Raw genomic sequence first — 19,014 nt, 5'->3', positions numbered from 1 at the left:
CCGCTGGACTCAGGCCAGGCACAAGAACCTGTGGGAGCTGGCATTGCCAGCGATGAGGCCGGCAAGAACAACCCGGCCAGCAAGATCGATGTCGAGGCTGACGGCCTCATCGCCGGCAACGCCGGCTCCCACAAGGACCCCGGTCGGCCGCTGGATCCGGGCCAGGCAAAAGACCTGTGGGAGCTGGCATTGCCAGCGATGAGGCCATCAACCACAACACAAACCCTCCTGGCGAAAACAACCGAACCGCTACCGTCCGGCGGCAACCCCGGAATCATTGAACTTCAGCCGTAGTCAATACATCAGGTACTTAACCTGGAGTTGCGGCCATGCACGCTTCGTGGACCATCCTCTGCCTCACCGCCCTGCTCAGCCTCGGCGCCAATGCCGCCGACCCCGTCGCCAACCAGGCCGAGAAGAAAGCCGAAGCCCTGGAACACGCGGTCGCCGTGCAGGCCAAGCCCACCCCCGGTACCACCCTGACCCCAACCGAAGCCAAGGCCGTCGACCCCAACGGCGAGGCAGCCCTGGACGACACCCTGACCTGCCTGTCACGCACCATCTACTGGGAAGCCAAGGGCGCCAGCGCCGCCGATATGCAGGCGGTGGCCAACGTGGTGCTCAATCGCCTCGGCCATGAGGGCTTCCCCGATACCGTCTGCGCCGTGGTCAAGCAAGGCTCCGAACAGCACGCCTGCCAGTTCTCCTGGTGGTGCGATGGCCGCGCCGACCAGATCAAGGAAGACGAACCTTACCTCCAGGCCAAGGAAATCGCGCGCAAGACCCTCAACCGGCAACTGCCCGACAACACCCACGGCGCCCTGTATTTCCACGACTTCCAGGCCGCTCCCGCCTGGCGTAAAAGCTTCGTGGAAACCGCCCGGACCAGTCGATTTGTCTTCTACAAGCCGCAAAATGGCGCGGCGCGCTGACAGGTCGCGGGGAACCCAAACGGCCTGATGCCGGACAAAGACGACAGGCACAGGCCAATCTGGCTACCATGCACGCCATTCTTCATCGTTTATTCCCCAATCCATCGGGGACACCGGCCGGGCCATGAGCGCGGACCCGCCGGACATCATGTACCAGGAACCCCGCCAGGCCCGCCAGCAGCCACGGGGTTCCGCCCAAGGGAGATTCAAATGCGCGTCCGCTCCTCCATGCTCTGCTTCGCCCTGCTCTGCCTCGGGCCGCTGTTCGCCAGCCAGGCCCGGGCATCGGAAGAAACGCAACTGATCGACTCGATCAACGCCTACCGCAACCAGTCCCAGGCCTGCGCCAACCAGGCGTCGCTGGAGCTGCCGCCGCTGGCCAGCGACCCGCGCCTGGTGCTGTCGGCCACCAGCATGGGCGACCTGCAACAGCAACTGGCCCGGGTCGCCTATCCGATGGTCAATGTCCAGGCCATAAGCCTGTCCGGCCCGCGTGATGCCGCAGCCGCCATGCAGGCGATCCGCGAGAGCTTCTGCCAGGTGGTGCTCGATCCGCAGTTCGTCGATATCGGCGTCAGCCGCGAAGACCGCGAATGGCGCATCGTGGTCGCCCGTCCGCTGCTCAGCGCGCGCCTGGGCGACTGGCAGAGCGAGGGGCGCAACCTGCTCGAAGCGGTCAACGCTGCCCGCGCCCAGCCCCGCCTGTGCGGTGCGCAGCAGATGAGCGCCGCCCCCGCGCTGAGCTGGAACGACACCCTGGCCGGTGCCGCCCAGGGCCAGAGCCGGGCCATGGCCAACCAGAACTTCTTCGACCATATCGACCGTGAAGGCCGTACGCCCGGCGACCGCGCCGAACTGGCCGGCTACAGCGGCCAGCGCATTGCCGAGAACATCGCCGCCGGGCTCGACAGCCCGCGCAAGGTAGTCGACGGCTGGCTGGCCAGCCCGGGGCATTGCCTGAACCTGATGAACCCGCAACTGCGCGAACTGGGCGCGGCCTATGCCACCGACCCGAAAAGCGATGCCGGGATCTATTGGACGGCACTGTTCGGTACGCCTTGAACGACATGGATATCCCCGCTACCTAGCATTTTTGCCAGTTAACGAAACAGCGCGAACAAGGCACCCTTGCTCCAAGGACAGCGTCATGGAGCACAGGTCATGCAGGATCAGGCACCCGCAGTCGCAGTTCCCGCCCTGCCCAAGGGCGGCGGAGCGATCCAGAGCATCGGCAGCGGCTGGGGTGGAGTCGGGACCTCGGGCGCGGCCTCCTTCGATATTCCCCTGCCGGTTTCCCCGGGCCGCGGCTATGCCCCTGCACTGACCCTGAGCTACCGCAGCACGGTCAGCAATGGCCTGTTCGGCATGGGCTGGCAGTTGTCCCACGGCTGCGTCGCCCGCCGCACCAGCAAGGGTGTGCCGCGCTACACCGACGAGGACGTGATCCTCGGCCCCGACGGCGTGGTCTGGCTGCCCGAGCGCGATGGCAGCGGCAAGCCGGTATTCACCGACATCAGTGAGTACCGCGGCCTGGCCCTGGACCGCAGCTACCGCGTCCTGCGCCATTTCCCCCGCATCGAGGGCGCCTTCCAGCGCATCGAGCACTGGCGCGCGGATGCCGACGATCCGGGCTTCTGGCTGGTCCATGGCAGCGACGGCAGCCTGCATTTCTACGGGCGCAATCCGTCATCGCGCAGCACCGACCCGGACAACTCGCAGCGGGTCGGCGAATGGCTGCTGGAAGAAAGCATGAACGCCCACGGCGAGCACATCCTCTACCAGTACAAGGGCGAAGACCTGGCCGGCCTGGAGCCGGATCCGCCCCGCGACTTCCGGGCCCAGTGCTACCTGAACCGAATCTGCTACGGCAATGCCAGTGCCCATCCCTGGTTGTACCTGTGGCAGCCGGAAACCATCGATCAGGTGCAATGGCACTTCGAGCTGCTGCTGGACTATGGCGAGCGCACCACCCTGCTGGCGGAAAAGCCCGGCTACGCGGAAGTCGAGCCCTGGCCGGTGCGCAGCGATCCGCACAGCTCGTTCGCCTATGGCTTCGAACTCGGCAACCTGCGCCTGTGCCGCCAGGTCCTGATGTTCCACCGCTTCGAGGAGGACCTGGGCCCCAACCCGGTGCTGGTCCGCCGCCTGCTGCTGGAATACCGCGACCACGCGCTGTCCTACAACCTGTTGAGCGAGGTGCATAGCCAGGCCTGGTCCGCCAGCGGCCAGGCGAGCAGCCTGCCGCCGATGAGTTTCGCCTACGCGGACTACGATCCCGAAGCGTCCTGCACCTTCAGCGAGTTTCCCGCCATGGCCGGGCTCAATGACGGCCAGGACTACCAGTTGGTCGATCTCTACGGCGAAGGCCTGCCCGGCGTACTGCTGCGCAGCGACCAGGGCTGGTACTACCGCGAACCGCTGCGCGACGACAGCCAGCGCAGCGATGAGCCGCACAATGATCGGGTGACCTATGGCGAGTGGTCGCTGCTGCCGCGCATTCCCGTGGCCGACAGCCGCAGCCCGGTGCGCCAGTCACTGCAGGACCTGACCGGCGACGGACGCCTGGAATGGAGCATCAGCGCCCCCGGGCTCAACGGCTTTTTCACCCTCAACCAGGACCGCAGCTGGTCCGGCTTCGTGCCCTATGCCGCGATCGCTTCAGAGCTGCTCCATCCCTTGGCCCAGCAGGCTGACCTGAGCGGTGCCGGCCTGCTCGACCTGGCCCTGATCGGCCCGCGCAGCGTGCGCCTGTACGCCAACCGCCGCGAGCGCGGACACGCCGCACCGGTGGACGTGCCCCACGGCATCCCCGACGATGCCCTGCCGGTGCTCGGTGACGACCGTGCCGAGCTGGTGGCCTTCAGCGACATCCTCGGCAGCGGCCAGCAACACCTGGTGCGCATCCGCCACAACGAAGTGCGCTGCTGGCCGAACCTCGGCCACGGGCGCTTCGGCAAGGGTTTCCGCTTCGCCAGCCTGCCGTTCGAGCATGCCCGCTTCGATGCCAGCCGGGTCCGCCTGGCCGACCTCGACGGTTCCGGCGCCAGCGATCTGCTCTACCTGGAAAGCGATGGCGTGCGCCTGTTCATGAACCGCAGCGGCTTCGGCCTGCAACCGCCGGTGGTGCAACCCTGGCCGCACGGCGTGCGCTACGACCGTCTGTGCCAGGTCAGTGTCGCCGACCTGCAGGGCCTCGGTTGCGCCAGCCTGGTGCTGACCGTGCCGCATATGCGCCCGCGCCACTGGCGCATGGACTTCACCACGCACAAGCCGTACCTGCTCAACCACACCAGCAACAACATGGGCGCGGTGGGCAGCGTCGAGTACCGCAGCTCCGGCCAGGAATGGCTGGACGAGAAACAGGAACTGCGTCAGGCCGGGCGCCCGGCGGTCAGCCAGTTGCCGATGACCCTGCATGTGGTAACCCGGCAGACCCAGCTCGACGAGATCACCGGCAACCTGCTGGTACAGCGCATGCAGTACCGCCGCGGCCACTATGACCGCCACGAACGCGAATTGCGTGGCTTCGGCCTGCTGCTGCAGACCGACAGCGAAAGCGCTCGTGGCGACCAGGACGCGCACTTCACCGCGCCGCTACTGAGCAAGACCTGGTTCCACACCGGCCAATACCCGGCGCCGCCACGGGACGATTTCTTCCACGACGCCGAAGCTGCCACCCTGGGCGCCGACCTGCTCAGCCAGTTCGACAGCCTGAGCGGCAGCGACCAGATCGTCGAAGCCCCCGACGAGGCTCGCCTGCGGGCCATGGCCCATGCTCTCAGCGGCTCGCCGATCCGTAGCGAGCGCTACGGGCTCGACGACAGCCCGCAGGCGGCGGTGCCCTACGCGGTGGAGCAGCATCGCTACCTGCTGCGCGAACTCGCCCCCGCCGATCCTCACCAGCCCTACGCACGCATGTTGCCGCTCCCCCTGGAGAGCATCAGCCTCGACTACGAACGCCAGGCCGACGACCCGCGCTGCCAGCACAGCATCAGCCTGGCCCATGACGAGTACGCCCAGCCGACCCATGCCGTGGTCATCCACTGTGCACGGCGCCGGCATGTCAGTGATCCGCCGCCGTTCGACAGCGAGCATGAGCAGACCTGGTGGCGCGACGCCCATGACGAGGCGCAGTACAACCATTACCTCAACGAAACCCGCAGCCAGGCCATCCACCTGACCAGCGCCCAGGCCTGGCGCCTCGGCCTGCCCTGGCGCCAGCGCGACAATGCCCTGGTGCTGCCGCGCAGCGCGCTGCCGCCAAGGCAGATCAGCTACGAGCACTTTGTCAGTGCGGAAAGTCCCCTGGGCGCAGACGCCGAACGAGTCTTGCGCGGGCAAAGCGTGCAACGCTACCAGGCTGCCGACAGCAGCACCCGCACCGAGCTGCCCGACGGCCAGGCCAGCTTCGAGGCCCTGCCCGGCTACCTGGAAAGTGCCGAACTCAACGAACAGGCGATGCAGGCCTACGACCGGGTCATGAGCCGTGACGAACTGCGCGAGAAACTGGTCGAGCTCAACTACGAACCCATGGCGGCGTTTCTCCCGGAGCAGGCAGACATGGAGCTGTGGGCGATCCGCCAGGGCTTCACCACCTTCGGCCCGGCCAGCACCTTCTACCGCCCGCAGGCCATGCGCGAAACCCGCAGCCATGGCCTGACCGAAATCAGCCATGACGCCTATCACTGCCAGGTCACCGGCATCACCCTGCCCGACGGCTGCCGGACCCTGGCCCGCTTCGACTACCACTGCCTGCAACCCGTGCACATCACCGACCCCAACGAGAATATCCAGGAAGCCCTCTACGACGGCTTCGGCCGGCTTCTGGCCAGCAGCTTCCACGGCACCGAGGACGGCGAACCGGCAGGCTTCGCGCCCTTGAGCGAGTACCAGCGCAACGGTGAGGACCTGGCCGACGCCCTGGCCGATCCCTCGGCAGCACTACAGAACGCCGCCAGCGCCTGCTACTACGACGCTTTCAGCTGGATGCAGCCAGTGGAGACACGCCAGCCGGTACAGAGCGGGGTGCTGCTGGCCGACCGTTATCCCGGCGACCCGGAGCTGCAGATCCGCATCAGCCTGGACAGCAGCGACGGCTTCGGCCGCTCGTTGCAGAGCAAGCAGAAGGTCGAACCGGGCCTGGCCTATGCCGTCGACGAAAACGGCGAACTGCGTCTGGAGGACGGCAAGCCGGTGCAGGTGGAGGCCACCGAGCGCTGGCGGGTCAGCGAGCGGGTCGAATTCAACAACAAGGGCCTGCCGGTGCGGGTCTACCGGCCTTACTTCGCCGAGCGCTGGCGCTATATCAACGATGCTTCGTTCCGCCTGTTCGGCTACAACGACCAGCAGTTCTACGACCCCCTCGGCCGCGAAGTGCGGGTGCTTACCGCCAAGGGTTATATGCGCCGCCAGCGCTACCTGCCGTGGTACAGCATCAGCGAGGACGAGAACGATACCTGGGAGGAAATGCAAGGTGGCGAAGCCTAGCTCCGGCCTGGTTCATCGACATACGCCCAACCTCGAGGTGTACAACGCGCGGGGCATGAGCGTGCGCCAGGTGGCCTACCTCAAGGCCGATGAACAGGAGCCGATGCAGCGGCTCGTCACCTTGACCCGGCGCAGCGCCAACGAGCAATGGCGCGGCCAATGGGATCCGCGCCTGTTCGAGCGCCTGGAACAGGAGACCGACCTTGCCCCGAGCCAGCAGGTCACCAGCGCCTTGTCCGGCGTCACCCTGCTCGAGGAAAGCCGCGATGCCGGCTGGCGCCTGACCCTGCATGGCGAAGCCGGACAGGCCACGCACGCCTGGGACAGCCGCGCCAGCCACTGGCAGACCGAGTACGACGAACTGCTGCGCCCCGTGCTGATCCGCGAAACCGCTGGCGGACAGCCGACGCGGGTGGCCGAGTCGTTCAGCTACGCCCGCGAAGAGGGCCTCAACCGCCGCGGTCGCCTGGTCCGCCATGATGACGATGCCGGCAGCCGCATGATCGACAGCTACGGCCTGACCGGCCAGGAACTTGGCGAAACCCGTCACTTCCTCGCAGCCCTCGACCTGCCGGACTGGCCGGATGCCGCTCTCGAACCCGGCGCGGGTGCCAGCACCCACTGGCGCTACGGCCCGCTCGACCAGGTACTGGAACAGACCGACGCCCAGGGTCATCGCCAATGCTCGGGCTTTACCCTGGGCGGCGAACTCACCCGCCTGACCCTGCACCTGAACGACGGCAGACAGCACCCACTGCTGGTCGAAACCCGCTACAACGCCTTCGGCCAGGTGGAACGGCAAACCCTCGGCAATGACGTGGTCCGTCACGCTCAATACGACCCCGCCAACGGCCGCCTGGAACGAATGCAAGCCAGCCGCCCGGGCCGCAGCCAGTTGCAGGACCTGCTCTACGGCTACGACCCGGTCGGTAACGTCACCCGCATCGAAGACCTGAGCCAGCCCGTGCGCCACTTCGCCAACCAGCGGATCGACCCGGTCAGTAACTTCGTCTACGACTCGCTCTATCGCCTGACCGAAGCCAGCGGCCGCGAAGCCGTCGGCGCCATGATCGGCCCCGGACTGCCCGAGCTGACGCCCTTCCCCGGCGATACCAGCCAGTTGCTCAACTACGGCCAGCAATACCACTACGACGCCAGCGGCAACCTGCTGTCGCTGCGCCATGTCGGCCAGCAGGACTACACCCGAAGCCTGAACGTGGCCGCCGACAGCAACCGCGCCGTGCCCGCCCCCGGCAATCCGCTGGAGGCCTTCGACGGCAACGGCAACCTGCTCCAGCTCGCGCCCGGTCAGCCCCTGCAATGGAACGCCCGCAACCAGTTGCACAGCACCCGCCAGGTGGCTCGTACAGACGGCGACGACGAAGAGCACTACCGCTATGGCGGCAACCGCCTGCGCCTGCGCAAGGTCATCAGCCGCCGCGTGGCAGGCCGCCAGCGCCGCAGCGAAACCCGCTACCTGCCCGGCCTGGAACTGCATGAAAGCGAAGGTGAACGCCTGGCGGTGATCACCGTCGACACCGGCCACGGCCTGATCCGCTGCCTGCACTGGAGCGAGGGCCAGCCCGAAGGCATCGCCAACCCGCAACTGCGCTACAGCCTCGACGACCTGCATGACAGCAGCGGCCTGGAGCTGGACGGCGACGCGCGCATCATCAGCCACGAGGGCTACTACCCCTTCGGTGGCACCGCGTGGTGGGCGGCAGGTTCTGCCATCGAGGCGAGCTACAAGACCCGTCGCTATTCCGGCAAGGAGCGCGACAGCAGCGGCCTGTACGACTACGGCCTGCGCTACTACGCGCCGTGGTTGATGCGCTGGATCAATCCGGATCCGGGGGGAGATGTGGACGGGCTCAATCGTTACCGGTTCGTGCGCAATAACCCGCTGACATTGACCGACCATTTTGGCCTGAACCCACAGGACCAGCACTACAGCATCAAGAAATTCAGCAAGGAGCCCAAGGAACCGGGGGCCGAGCGCATGCTGAACGGTCTGGGCGAATCGGGAATGTCCTTGCTGCGTGGAAAAGGCCCGATCGCGGAGTTCGCCTACAACACCAACTGGTCTGTCAGGGAATACCTGCATCTGGGCGCATCAAACCAGGCGGGCGACATCAAGCGCAGCGACTATGAAGCAGCGACTGCCGGCTCGCACATGCGAGATCTCATAGGCTCGCAACCCCTGCACAGAAGCCGCGCCGAGCATTCACTGGCAGCCAGCACCGGATTCTGCGATGAATTCGGGATAATCAGCGTGTTCCTGATGGCGTCCTCCGCCGACTGGCCCAACGTGCCCATCTACTCGGTCAAACAGCCTGTGCATCGCTCCGCGATCCTGGGCGATCCTCGTATCACCGACCCTCTGACGGTCGATCCATGGGTAACCTATCCGGTCGTTCACCCCTGGTCGCAAAGCCACAACTCGACTGGCAATGTCGAACTGAGCAATTTTACTCCCAGGATGCCCGGCGACCCCGAATATGCGATCGGCTATCAGCAGGTCGATGCACTGCGTGAGCAGCATTACCAGGATCTGCCGGTATTCGATGACGATGTCATGGAGGCTAGACTCGACAGTTGGCTGGCCACGGGAAAGGTATGGACCCAGGTTTCGGCGATGAAGGATCCGCAGAGCGTGTTCTATGTTCTGGACGGACAGCAACAGAATGCCGCAGCCATCCCTTCCGTCCAGTACGATGCGACTTACGAGTCCCTGATGCATGTTGCCCGCTTGCGCTCCAACCCCAGGTTCGCCGGACGCTTGCGTGCGTTCTAGTGACTTGTACTGGAATAAAGCGCTTCAAAGGCAAACGGCCGGGCAGGCATACATCGCCTGCCGCAGCACTCAATCCCCCAGCAACCCCTCCACATGCTTGACGAAGTCCGGCCCGCCGGCCAGGGCGGTGTAGCGTACCTGGACGATGATGTCGGTGAGGCTTTCCAGCATCGCCTTCTGCTCCTCCTTGGCGTGCCGCGGGAACCTCAGCTCCCACATCGAAATCAACCCGGTGCCCTCGAATGCCAGGTAGCGCTGGTCGTTGAAGTCGAGCTGGAACATGCCGTGGTCGTCGATCCCCCGGGACAGGCAGACGCTCTGGCTGGCCCGCGGGTTGTAGAGGATGTTGGTGGGGTCCTTGTCCGGCTGGTTGTACAGCTCGTTCATCGCCCGTGGATCGGGCTTGAGCACGGTGCGGCTGGAGACCTGGGTGAGTACCGCACGCACATCCTGGTAAGGCCCGACCAGGGCCGGCAGCGACACCGAGACACTGACCAGTTGACGCAGGTAGTGCCCCGGGTAGTCGCTGTCGAACAGCTTCGGCGCCAGCTCGAAATTGACCACGCCCTGGCCGATCAGGTCGTTCAGCACGGTGTCCCAGTTGCGATCGCTGCCAGGCTGGCTGAACAACTGTTTAAGCGACACGGTGCGTACCAGCTCCAGGCGACGCTCGAAACGCTTGAGCCAGGCCGACTCCATGCGCAGCAGTTGCAGGCGCAGGGCATCGCCGGCGGTGAGGCCGAAGTGGTTGTCGAACCACACGTTGGGCTGGATGAAGCGGGTCTGGTAGTCGCCCATCTCGTATTGCCAGCTGGCCTCGCCATTCAGGCACAGGCCGACCACCGCGTCGTAGGCCTGGTAGTAGAAGGTCGACATCTGGCTCAGCAACCATTGATAAAGGCCGGCATTGGTGCTGCGGGTCTTGAGGAAGCGGTAGTAATCCTGGGCCTGCTGTTCGGCCTTGCCGGCCTGGGCGATCTGCACCCTGACCATCTCGATGGCACTGCGCTGGGCGACGATCTGCTCGTCGATGGTGTCCAGCTCGGCGGCGGCCTGGTCGCGTTGCAGCAGCCACTCCTGCTGGCGGCGGCGGTATTGTTCGCTGATTGCCAGACGATCCCCCAGGTGGCGGGTGACACCCGCCGCGACATTGATGACCTGTGCGGAGGAATGCAGTACGGCACCGGCCTGGGTCAGACCGCCACCAAATGCCGTGGCGATGATCGAAGCCGCTGTATTCACCGAACCGGCAGTGGCCTCCACCGCCTGGCTACTGACACTGATGATCGACGACTGCCGATGCAGGTCCATGGACTGCTCCTCGGCAGCCGACACATTTTCATCAGCCAACGCCTCGTAGTGCACGCGCCGCTGGTCGATCACCCGTCGGCTCGCCTCCAGCGCCAACAGCGTGGCATCGGCCTGCTCCAGGGCGACTTCCTGCAACTGGAGGGCGAACTGCGACAGCTCCAGGACATGGGACTGTTGCAGTTCTTCCTGCTGGGCGCGGTCCTTCATTTCGCGGAACAGGCGCACCTGCTCGCCGAAGCGGCTGAGGGTTTCCACGGCGCCTTGCAGGCGCGGCAACAGCGCATTGAAGCGGAACGCCAGCACTGGCGCCAGGCTGCCGACGCTGCGCTGCATCAGGCCACTGCCGCTGTTCTGCGCACGCAGCAGGTCGAGGGGGTCGGCCAGCTTGGCGTACAGCGGCAGCATCAGGCGCTTGCCGTCGATGGTCAGGTTATTGCGCAGGTTGCTCACGCGGCTTTCCAACTGGTCCCACAGATCGAGCAAATGGGTATTGACCGGCAGGCGGAAACGCTGCGAATCCAGCAATTCCAGCCAGGGCGTGCCATTGCAGGCCTGCAACAGGGGCTGGCCCAGCGGCAACTGTGTTTCGATCTCGGCGAACAATCCTTCGTCCGCCTTGGCCGCTTCCTCCAGGGTCACCGGCTGCCAGCGGCCGATCATGCGATTGTCCGGTCGCGGGCCGAGCAGGCTGAGGGCACGGACATAGTTGAGCATGGCCTCGTTGAGCGAATCCCGGGTCAGCCGGCGGTATAGCAGGTCGCCGTAGGCCAGCAGGTTGCGCACATACAGGGCGAAGATGCCCTTGCGGTAATGCCTGGGCTCTGAATAACAGATGGCATCCGGGTCAGCGATGCCGTCGATCTCGTACTCGCCGCGCCCAGGCTCCGACAGCGGGCGCACGCCCCAGTAGAACGGGCTGGGCGGGTTGGTCGGCTTGACCCGTGCCTGCGGGTTGAAGATGTAGTGCAGCCACTGCTCGGCCCCCTGGAAGTCGAACTCGTGGTGCAGGCGCCAGGCCAGCGCATGGGGAATATGGAAGAACAGCTCCCAGAAGTAGCGACCGTTGGCGCCGTGGAAGTCCATGATCTGCACGTCCGTGGAGCCCGGCAGCTTCGGTTCCTCGATGTGCTGGGTGTCCCAGCTGATCAGCGCATCCACCGACACCATCGCCCGGGCCACCAGCTCCTTGGCGAACAGGGTGTTCAGGCGCACATAGCGCAGGCCCTGCAAGCCGAGGTTTTCCAGGTCCAGGTACTGGCCACCGCCACTGGTGACCAGCAACGGGGCCTTGGGCAAATCGACCGGCACGGCGATCTCGTATTGATTGAACGAATTGAGCAACGGATCCGGGAAACCGACGACAACCGTGAGAGGCTCGGCACCAAGAGCCTGGATCCGCGAGGGACTATGCACGGAGCCATTGAGCTCGACATTGCTGCGCAATGCCCAGAGCTCGGTATCCCCTTGGTAGGCGCGCATCTCGAACTCGGTAATGCTCGGGTATTGATAGCCCAATCTCAGGCTGGAGCGCCCCTGCAGCCAGAGCTGCGACCCTGTCGGACCCGCGCCGAGATCACAACTGAGGCGCAGCGTGCCATTGACCGGCCCGGCAACGGCATGCTCGCCATCAGGGACCTCACGCACCAGGGTGTTCTGGGACTTGTCCGTCATCATCGGATGCTGCAACACATTCGCAGGCTCGACGAAATAGCGGATGCCATTGACCAACCTGGCGAGCAGGGTGTCACCTTCGCCCTCCTTCTTGGCCACCAGCCCCTGATACAGGACGTTGAAACGCGTATCCAGGGCAAGCCCCTCGATGGCCAGGTCCTTGTTGGCGGCAAAGCCGATGATGATCTTTTTCGCCTGAGGGTCCGCGTGGTTGACGTAGGCGAACAGCCGGGGGTACTTGACCTCCTCCTCCAGCGACAGCTCATAGGTCATCGGTACCGACCAGGTCCCGTCCAGCGTGCGATAGGAAAGCTTGATCGCATAGCGCGACACCTCCTCCATCAGCCCCGGCACCTCCGCGCGCGCGGCAGGTACGGGTCGCTGTTCGCGACGGTGCTCGCCCCACACCGCATACAGTCGCCCGTCGAGTACCATCGGGCGCATGTTCACTACTTCATGCCCCTTGGGCACCTCCACCGGCATCCACTCGCCCCAGGCGGTCGGGCTCAGGTAATCGTCGCCTTCCGCCCGTCCCTCCTCGGCATCGCCGAAGTACACCGCAGCCTTGCGCCAGAACCATGCGCGCGGCTCGACGTTCTGCCGGCCGATGAAGTAATAGTCGGACTTGCGGAAGTCCATGCCATCGATATAGCCACTGGTGACCTCCAGGTTGCTGATCCGCTCGAACTTGTCCAGATAGTGCTGCAGCGCGCGCTGCACCGAATCCTGGGAAATCCGGCTCTGCTCGGTATCGCCGATGAACTCGCGGAAGGCTTCGGTCTGCTTCAGGCGCAGGCCCGGAACGAGGTAGTTTTCCGGGTAGTCCTGGAGCATCTGGTTGGCGCCCCAGATCGAGTACTCGCTCTTCGCCACCCGCCACTGTCGCTGCTCGTTGCCATCGGCGAGGTCCAGGTAGCCTGGTTCCACACCGGTGAAGATCCGCGCGAGATACAGCTGCACGCTGGCCATGCCCATGGCGATGCGGCTGGTATCGACCTTGGCGCTGACCTGGTTGTCGATCAGCAGGAACTCGTACAGGTCCTGCTCGGTGACCAGGCCACGCCCGGCCGGTACCGGGTGCTGCGGGACGATCTGGCCGAGGTAGTAGGCGACCAGGGCGTCGCGGTGGTCCTCGGCGAGGTTGGCGAAGATGGCGTTCATGAGGCGTCTCCCTCGAGCGGGCTTTCTGGAACGTAGATTGCTGTCTCTCCCGTGAAGCGCACGCGAGCGCTGGTAGGCGAGTTGTAGTAGAGGTAAACCATGCTGCCTGGAACGGACACCCGCAGATTATTCACGGTGATACTGAAACCGTCCGGCTTCGGCGCGACAGTGACCTGGTAATCATCCGCCAAGGAGTCGAAACCAACCGTCCAGTTGAAGCCATCGACCAAGAACCGTTTACCGTCGCGGCGACTGAACGACGCACTGAGGCGAGCCTCGTTTTGCCCGACCATGCTGATAGACATTTCCGTCATGGCCCATTCCTTCACTTTTAGGTCCAATGCCACGGAGAGAGGCCCCAGTTCGATGGAAGTCCCGTGCGGTTGCGCCAGCACCGCTGCGGAGGAATCGGCGGAAAGGGTCGTCTGCCCGTTGGCGCCAGTGATAGCGCCAATGCTGTACGCCATGCCATTGACCTGCGCCTGCGCGGGCCGCAGCAACACGCCGGACAAGGGACCTTCGGTAGTGCTCAGCCTCAGGGTGAATCCGTAGGTATCGCCATGGTCGGCCTCGAACCCTTGCCCCAGTTCAATCAGGCCCGGGTGGTCGATTGCGCTGAGGGTCAGCGCGGCGGCGTCGATGAATCGTTGCACGTCGTAGAGGTTGCCACCGACGAACTCCACGCGCTTGACCAGATCGCCCAGGGCCTCGACACGACACTGGGTCCCGGCCTCGCCGGCACTGTCGAGGAAGGTGTCCGACTGCAGATGGCAACTGCCCGGCTGATCGACGGTCAGGTTGGCGGTAGCCGGCTGCGCCACCCCGTCCAGGGTCAGTCTCAGGCTGCGCGCACTGTCGCGCAGGGCCAGCGCGGCCTGGCCATTGCGACGCTGCAGGCGGCCGTAGAAGAGCAACGCGGCGGCGGGTTCGACGTTCCACCTGAGCAGGTACAGCGCGCTTTTTTTCAGGTCCAGCAGGTAACGCAGCCCGACCCAGATAGCCACGGTCACCCCCAGGTTGGAGGTGATCAGCAAACGGATGTGGTTGTTGTGCGGATCGCTGCTCGGCAGGAAGGCTGCGTTGGTGCAATCGATCCTGAGCCTGGCCCGGCCTTGCGGGTCGCAGTTGATCGGTTGACCCAATGGCGGGTCGAACACCACCCCCAGGGCAGCCGGGTCGGCGTATTGGCCCAGGTCGAAGGTCAAGCGCGCCTCGTCATCGCCGCTGCCATCCTCGCGTTCGGCAGTCACCAGCAACCCGGAGGACAACCCGGGATCGACCGCGAACACCAGCCGTGCCTCCTCGACCAGAACGATGCCGGGGTCATGCGGGTCCACTTCCACGACCAGGCGGTCATGCTGCGCGACCACCTTGACCCGAAAATCGAACTGATCGCCCTCGCGCAGTGAACGCACGCTGACGACCTGCTCGCCCAGATGGCTCTGGTTGAAATGCCGCTGGTAGCTCGCGGCCCCGTCGGCGCTGCTGTAGGTCGTTGCCAGCAGCACGTCGCCTGCCCACCAGGTCACCGGGTAGCCCGCTGCGGCCGGCTCCAGGCGCACGTTGAATTTCGCCGCATGTGGCTGGTCGACCACGAAGTACTGTTCCTCCGGTTCCATCTCCACCAGCCTCGGCAACTCGTGGATGGTCGTGCGCTCGGACGTCAGCGGCAGCAAGGTTTGAGTGTTGTGAATGGCATTGACGGTCAGCGTGACCTCCCCCGCCTCCGGGCTGAGGTAGTGGATCACGGCGATCCCGTCATCGTCGGTGATGCTCTTGCCGGGCTCCTCGACGAAACCTCCAGTGTCGGCCGACCACAGTACGGTCACGCGGCGCTCCGGGGTGCCGTCAAGGTTGACCACCCGTGCCCTGGCCATGACCTCCTGGGTAGCCGCCACCGGACCGCTGAAGCGCACGTACTGGAAGTACGGCTGCTCGAGGAAGGTCACCGCATCGTATTCATACTGCTCGCCATTGACCGGCAGATCGGCGAACACCACGGCCTGCCCGGAAGACAGGCTGCGCAACCGGGCACTGGTAAAGCCGTCGGCATCGGTGCGGGTCTGCGGGCGCTCGAAGATCCCCAGGTCGGTGCTCCATTGCACCATGCGGTCGCGCCCGGGGTTGCCGTGGTCATCCTCCAGGCGCAGGCGGTATTCGATCACCGCCAGGTTGCCGGCCAGCGCCTCCATGGGCGCACACACCGGATCCTTGATGCTCAGAGAGGCCTCCTCGCAGTCGATCACCACCAGGGGTAGCAAGGATCTGCCGGTCCAGCCCGAAGCGGGCGATGACCTGGGCGGTGCCCATTTCGTCACCGGCCAGCAGCTCGTTGTGCACCTGGCCGTTTTCGTCGGTGGTGATCGATGACGGCGCGCCCAGGGTCGAAAAGTCGGTGTGCCAGGTGACCGTGATGCCTGCCAGCGGCCGACCGAGGAAGTCGCGCACGGTCAACAGCAAGCGCGCCTTGTCGTCGACCTTGGCCACCAGCACTTCCTTGTCCACCACCATCCACGACGCTTCGCTCTGGCCCAGTTCGCCCTCGGTCGACGGCCGTGGCCCTTCGCCCTGCTCCAGCAGGCTGCTCAGGGCCTTCTCGGCGGCTGCGCGGTACTCCGCGCGCGGGCTGTTACCACGCAGCCGGCCCAGTTGCAGGGCCGCATCGCTGCCCAGTTGCAGGTGAGTGCTGGCCTGACGTACCCGAACCAGGTGATCGAGCTGGCGCAACGTGGTGACGAAGCCATGCTCGGTGATTTCCAGTGCGGTCTCGAGGATGTCGCGGATGCCGAAGCCGGTGAACGCCGCCACCTTGCCGGCGGCATCCTCGCGGATCAGTTGCAGGTCCTGTTCGGTCAGGTCCGGTGGCAGGCTGTTGACCAGTTTCAGGTAGTCCAGCAAGGCTTTCTCGTCCTGCCGGGTGAACGCTTGCAGGTAGCGGTACTGGGTGAGCAGGTGCAGGCGAGCGAAGGTGACCGCTCCGCTGTCGGTCGTGCCTGCGCCCTCGAACCAGTCGAGGTGCAGGCGCCAGGTGCGCAGCACCAGTGGGCTGAGGCTGAGCTGTTCGACGATGCCCATGCGCAGGGCGAACCGGGCGAACAGCGCCAGCACGTCGTCACCGACAGGGATCGACAAGGGATCGGTCTCGCCGTTGAACAAGCGCAGCACTTCGCCGAGCAACTGGTAGCCGCTGCCACCCGCCCAGGCCAGCACCTCCTGACTCAGTTCGGCGCTGCCACCGAAAGTACTGGCTAGCGACTCCCAGACCAGGCTGTGCTGGGCCGAGCGCGCGTCCATCACCAGCCGAAACACCGTCAGGATGAGCCGCGGAGCGTTCTCCAGTTCGAGGTTGTCCATCACCGTGACCAGATGCACTTGCAGCGCTGCCTCGTATGCCTCGTTGTCGAGGTAGGGGTCCGGCTCGCGGATCAGCCCCTGGGCGGAGACGAAGTCCTGCAGTTGCGTCAGCCATTCGATGGGTGTGGGCTGGTCGACGCCGGAGAACATCGGCAGGCCGGCATCGCGGAACACCGCCTCGTTGAGGATGGTCGGCAGCATGCGTCCGTTGATCTGGCGCAGCAGGTCCAGCTCGCGGTCGCTGGCTGCGGCGACCGGCGCCAGTGGCATCAGGTGCTGGTACAGCCAACTGACGCTGAGCTCGTGCTCGCGGCACCACTGCACCGCATCGGCCAGCGACTGGATCACGCTGAGGGTATCGCCCAGCTCGCTGTGCTGATGGATCGCCAGCCGGGTGTGTACCAGGCGCGAGACGTACTGATGCCCGCGCTCGCCGAGCAGTTGCAGCAAGGCCAGTGCCTCGATGCTGCTCAGGCCCAGCCACGCCGGCAGCCGGGCCAGCCGGTAGAAAGCCGAGACCACCGCATGGGACCAGTACAGCGTTTCGCCCTGTTCGCCATCGGGCGTGGCCTGCTCGCTCCAGGCCTGGGCGATATAGCGAGCGAGATAGAGATAGGTTTCGTAGTCGATCCCCAGGGCCGCACACAGGTGATGGACCTTGCGATACTCGGCCTCGGTGCCGGGAGCGATGCTGAATGCACGGCCATCCAGTACCAGCGGCTCGCTGAACAGTGCCGGGTCGTTGAACACCCGGTCGAACTGGGGAGTCTCGCTGCCCCGGGCATACAGCGCCAGGCCATGCAACAGCGCGGCAAAGTCCTCGGCGCTGACCTTGAAGTCGCGACGCAGGCGACGGAACAGCCCCAGGGCGCGCAGGGTGTTCTCGCTGATTTCCCGGTCGCGCACGCCGCTGCCGTATTCGGCTTGCAGGGCAGCATCGAGCAACTGGTCGGCTTCGCCAAACGACAGTTCCAGCCAGCGCGCGAGGCGGATCATGCGCTGCATGCGGTCGAAATGGTGGTTTCTCCAATCACTCAGCCGGTGCGAGTTGTCGACGCTGCTAACACCGATGGTCGGCTCGCTCCCGGCGTTGACATACACCGAACCGAACCGGGCCGGACTCGGAGCGTCCAGACCGGGTACATTCGGCGAGGCCACCGGAGCATGGCGCTGGATCGACAGCAGCGACTCGACGCCATCCTGGTCGAGTCCCGTGCGCAGGCAGAAGGCGCTCAGGGGCAACAGGTCCTCGGCCTTGGCCACGCCGTAGTGACGCATGAAGAAGCCAGCCTGCAAGGTATGCAACGACTCGCGCAGCCCCGTGCGCGGGTTGATCCGGGTCTGTACCGAGCGGGCACTGACCCGCCGCGCAGCACGGGGAAAGTACGCCGCTTCGAGAAGCAAGGCGCGCTGCTCCGGCCCCAGCGCGGTGTCCAGTTGCAAAGCGTCGTCGGAGCGCAGCGAATGCAGGCCGCCGCGGCAGAAATAGGGAAATTCCGGGTCGAGCTGGCGCACCAGATCGCCCAGGCCATAGTCCTTGCTCTGGAGGATGCGGTTGATCTGCGACATGTAGCGTTCGAACGGCAGACCCAGCGGATAGCGCGTCTCCAGCAGCGCATCGTCGACACTGCGATCCTTGAGGTTGTGGTCGTCGAGGTGCTTGCGCGCCGCGCTTTCGAGGATCTCGTTGACGATGCCGATGGTCGGTTCGACCCGCTCCAGGCTGTGGTTGTCGAGGACCAGCGCCGCCAGGTCGGGGCGCCGGTCGGCGAGCAAGATCGGCTGGTCCTCCTCGGTATTGGCCATGGGCTCGATGACCTGGGTCGCCCACTGGAACAACGCGGTCAGGTAGGCCGCCGGCGAGGTGGTGGCCTCGATCGAAGCGGGCGGACAGTTTTCTTCCCAGCTGGGGCTGAACTGGTTTTCGAAGGTCGGCCCATCGACCAGCGCGCGCAGGCCGGTCTGCCAGGGTTGGCGGGTAGCGGCGCTGGCAATCAGGCGTTGCTCGCGGTAGTGCCGCGCCGCCAATACCGCGAGGGCGCTGGCGCGCTGGTGCAGGCGCCGGGCCTCGTCACCGGACAGGCCGGGCGCCAGCTTCATCAGGCTGTCCACGCTGCTGCGGGCGATGGCGAGCGCAGAGCCGAGGCCGGCCTGCAACAACTGCTCGGCCTGATCCGGACGGTTGGCGATACGGGTCAGGGAATCACTGAAAGGTGTCGCCTTGCGCCGGGCCATGGGCAGGGTCTCCATCGTTGCGCGAGCCGATCGGGCCGGCTGTTGGATGACGCTAATCAGTCACGGGGG

General features: G+C 65.4%; 8 protein-coding genes. 5 read left to right on the top strand and 3 right to left on the bottom strand.

Going from position 1 to position 19,014, the window contains the following annotated elements:
* From ACODSK_RS12380 to ACODSK_RS12360, 5 genes are all read left to right on the top strand, one after another.
* The coding region (locus ACODSK_RS12380) for a hypothetical protein (protein ID WP_489016343.1) at window positions 1-294 on the top strand (294 nt) is incomplete at its 5' end.
* Between the two features lie 35 nt (window positions 295-329).
* Complete coding sequence (locus ACODSK_RS12375) at window positions 330-932, top strand: cell wall hydrolase (protein ID WP_489016341.1); 603 nt, start codon at window positions 330-332, stop codon at window positions 930-932.
* Between the two features lie 210 nt (window positions 933-1,142).
* The gene (locus tag ACODSK_RS12370) at window positions 1,143-1,994 is read left to right on the top strand and encodes a CAP domain-containing protein (RefSeq protein ID WP_489016339.1); all 852 of its coding nucleotides are present in this window, start codon (window positions 1,143-1,145) and stop codon (window positions 1,992-1,994) included.
* A gap of 99 nt (window positions 1,995-2,093) precedes the next feature.
* A complete protein-coding gene (locus tag ACODSK_RS12365; protein WP_489016337.1) occupies window positions 2,094-6,419 on the top strand; it encodes a SpvB/TcaC N-terminal domain-containing protein in 4,326 nt (1,441 codons plus the stop codon).
* On the top strand, window positions 6,406-9,213 hold the full coding sequence (locus ACODSK_RS12360; protein ID WP_489016335.1) for an RHS repeat domain-containing protein: 2,808 nt from the start codon (window positions 6,406-6,408) through the stop codon (window positions 9,211-9,213). The genes ACODSK_RS12365 and ACODSK_RS12360 overlap by 14 nt, the downstream gene beginning before the upstream one ends.
* Window positions 9,214-9,282: 69 nt before the next feature.
* Here the strand turns inward: ACODSK_RS12360 and ACODSK_RS12355 are convergent, their stop codons facing one another.
* The 3 genes from ACODSK_RS12355 to ACODSK_RS12345 are packed head-to-tail and all read right to left on the bottom strand — an operon-like array spanning window position 9,283 to window position 18,945.
* The gene (locus tag ACODSK_RS12355) at window positions 9,283-13,356 is read right to left on the bottom strand and encodes a Tc toxin subunit A-related protein (RefSeq protein WP_489016333.1); all 4,074 of its coding nucleotides are present in this window, start codon (window positions 13,354-13,356) and stop codon (window positions 9,283-9,285) included.
* Window positions 13,353-15,548, bottom strand: coding sequence for an Ig-like domain-containing protein (locus tag ACODSK_RS12350; protein WP_489016331.1), 2,196 nt, complete (start codon window positions 15,546-15,548; stop codon window positions 13,353-13,355). The genes ACODSK_RS12355 and ACODSK_RS12350 overlap by 4 nt, the downstream gene beginning before the upstream one ends.
* Entirely contained in the window at window positions 15,490-18,945 is a 3,456-nt protein-coding gene (locus ACODSK_RS12345) for a Tc toxin subunit A (protein WP_489016329.1), read from the bottom strand. The genes ACODSK_RS12350 and ACODSK_RS12345 overlap by 59 nt, the downstream gene beginning before the upstream one ends.
* Window positions 18,946-19,014: the final 69 nt, after the last annotated feature.

Source organism: Pseudomonas sp. FG98 (assembly GCF_057808595.1).
The sequence above is the reverse complement of the archived record's forward strand: the minus strand, read 5'-3'. Positions and strand labels throughout refer to the sequence as shown.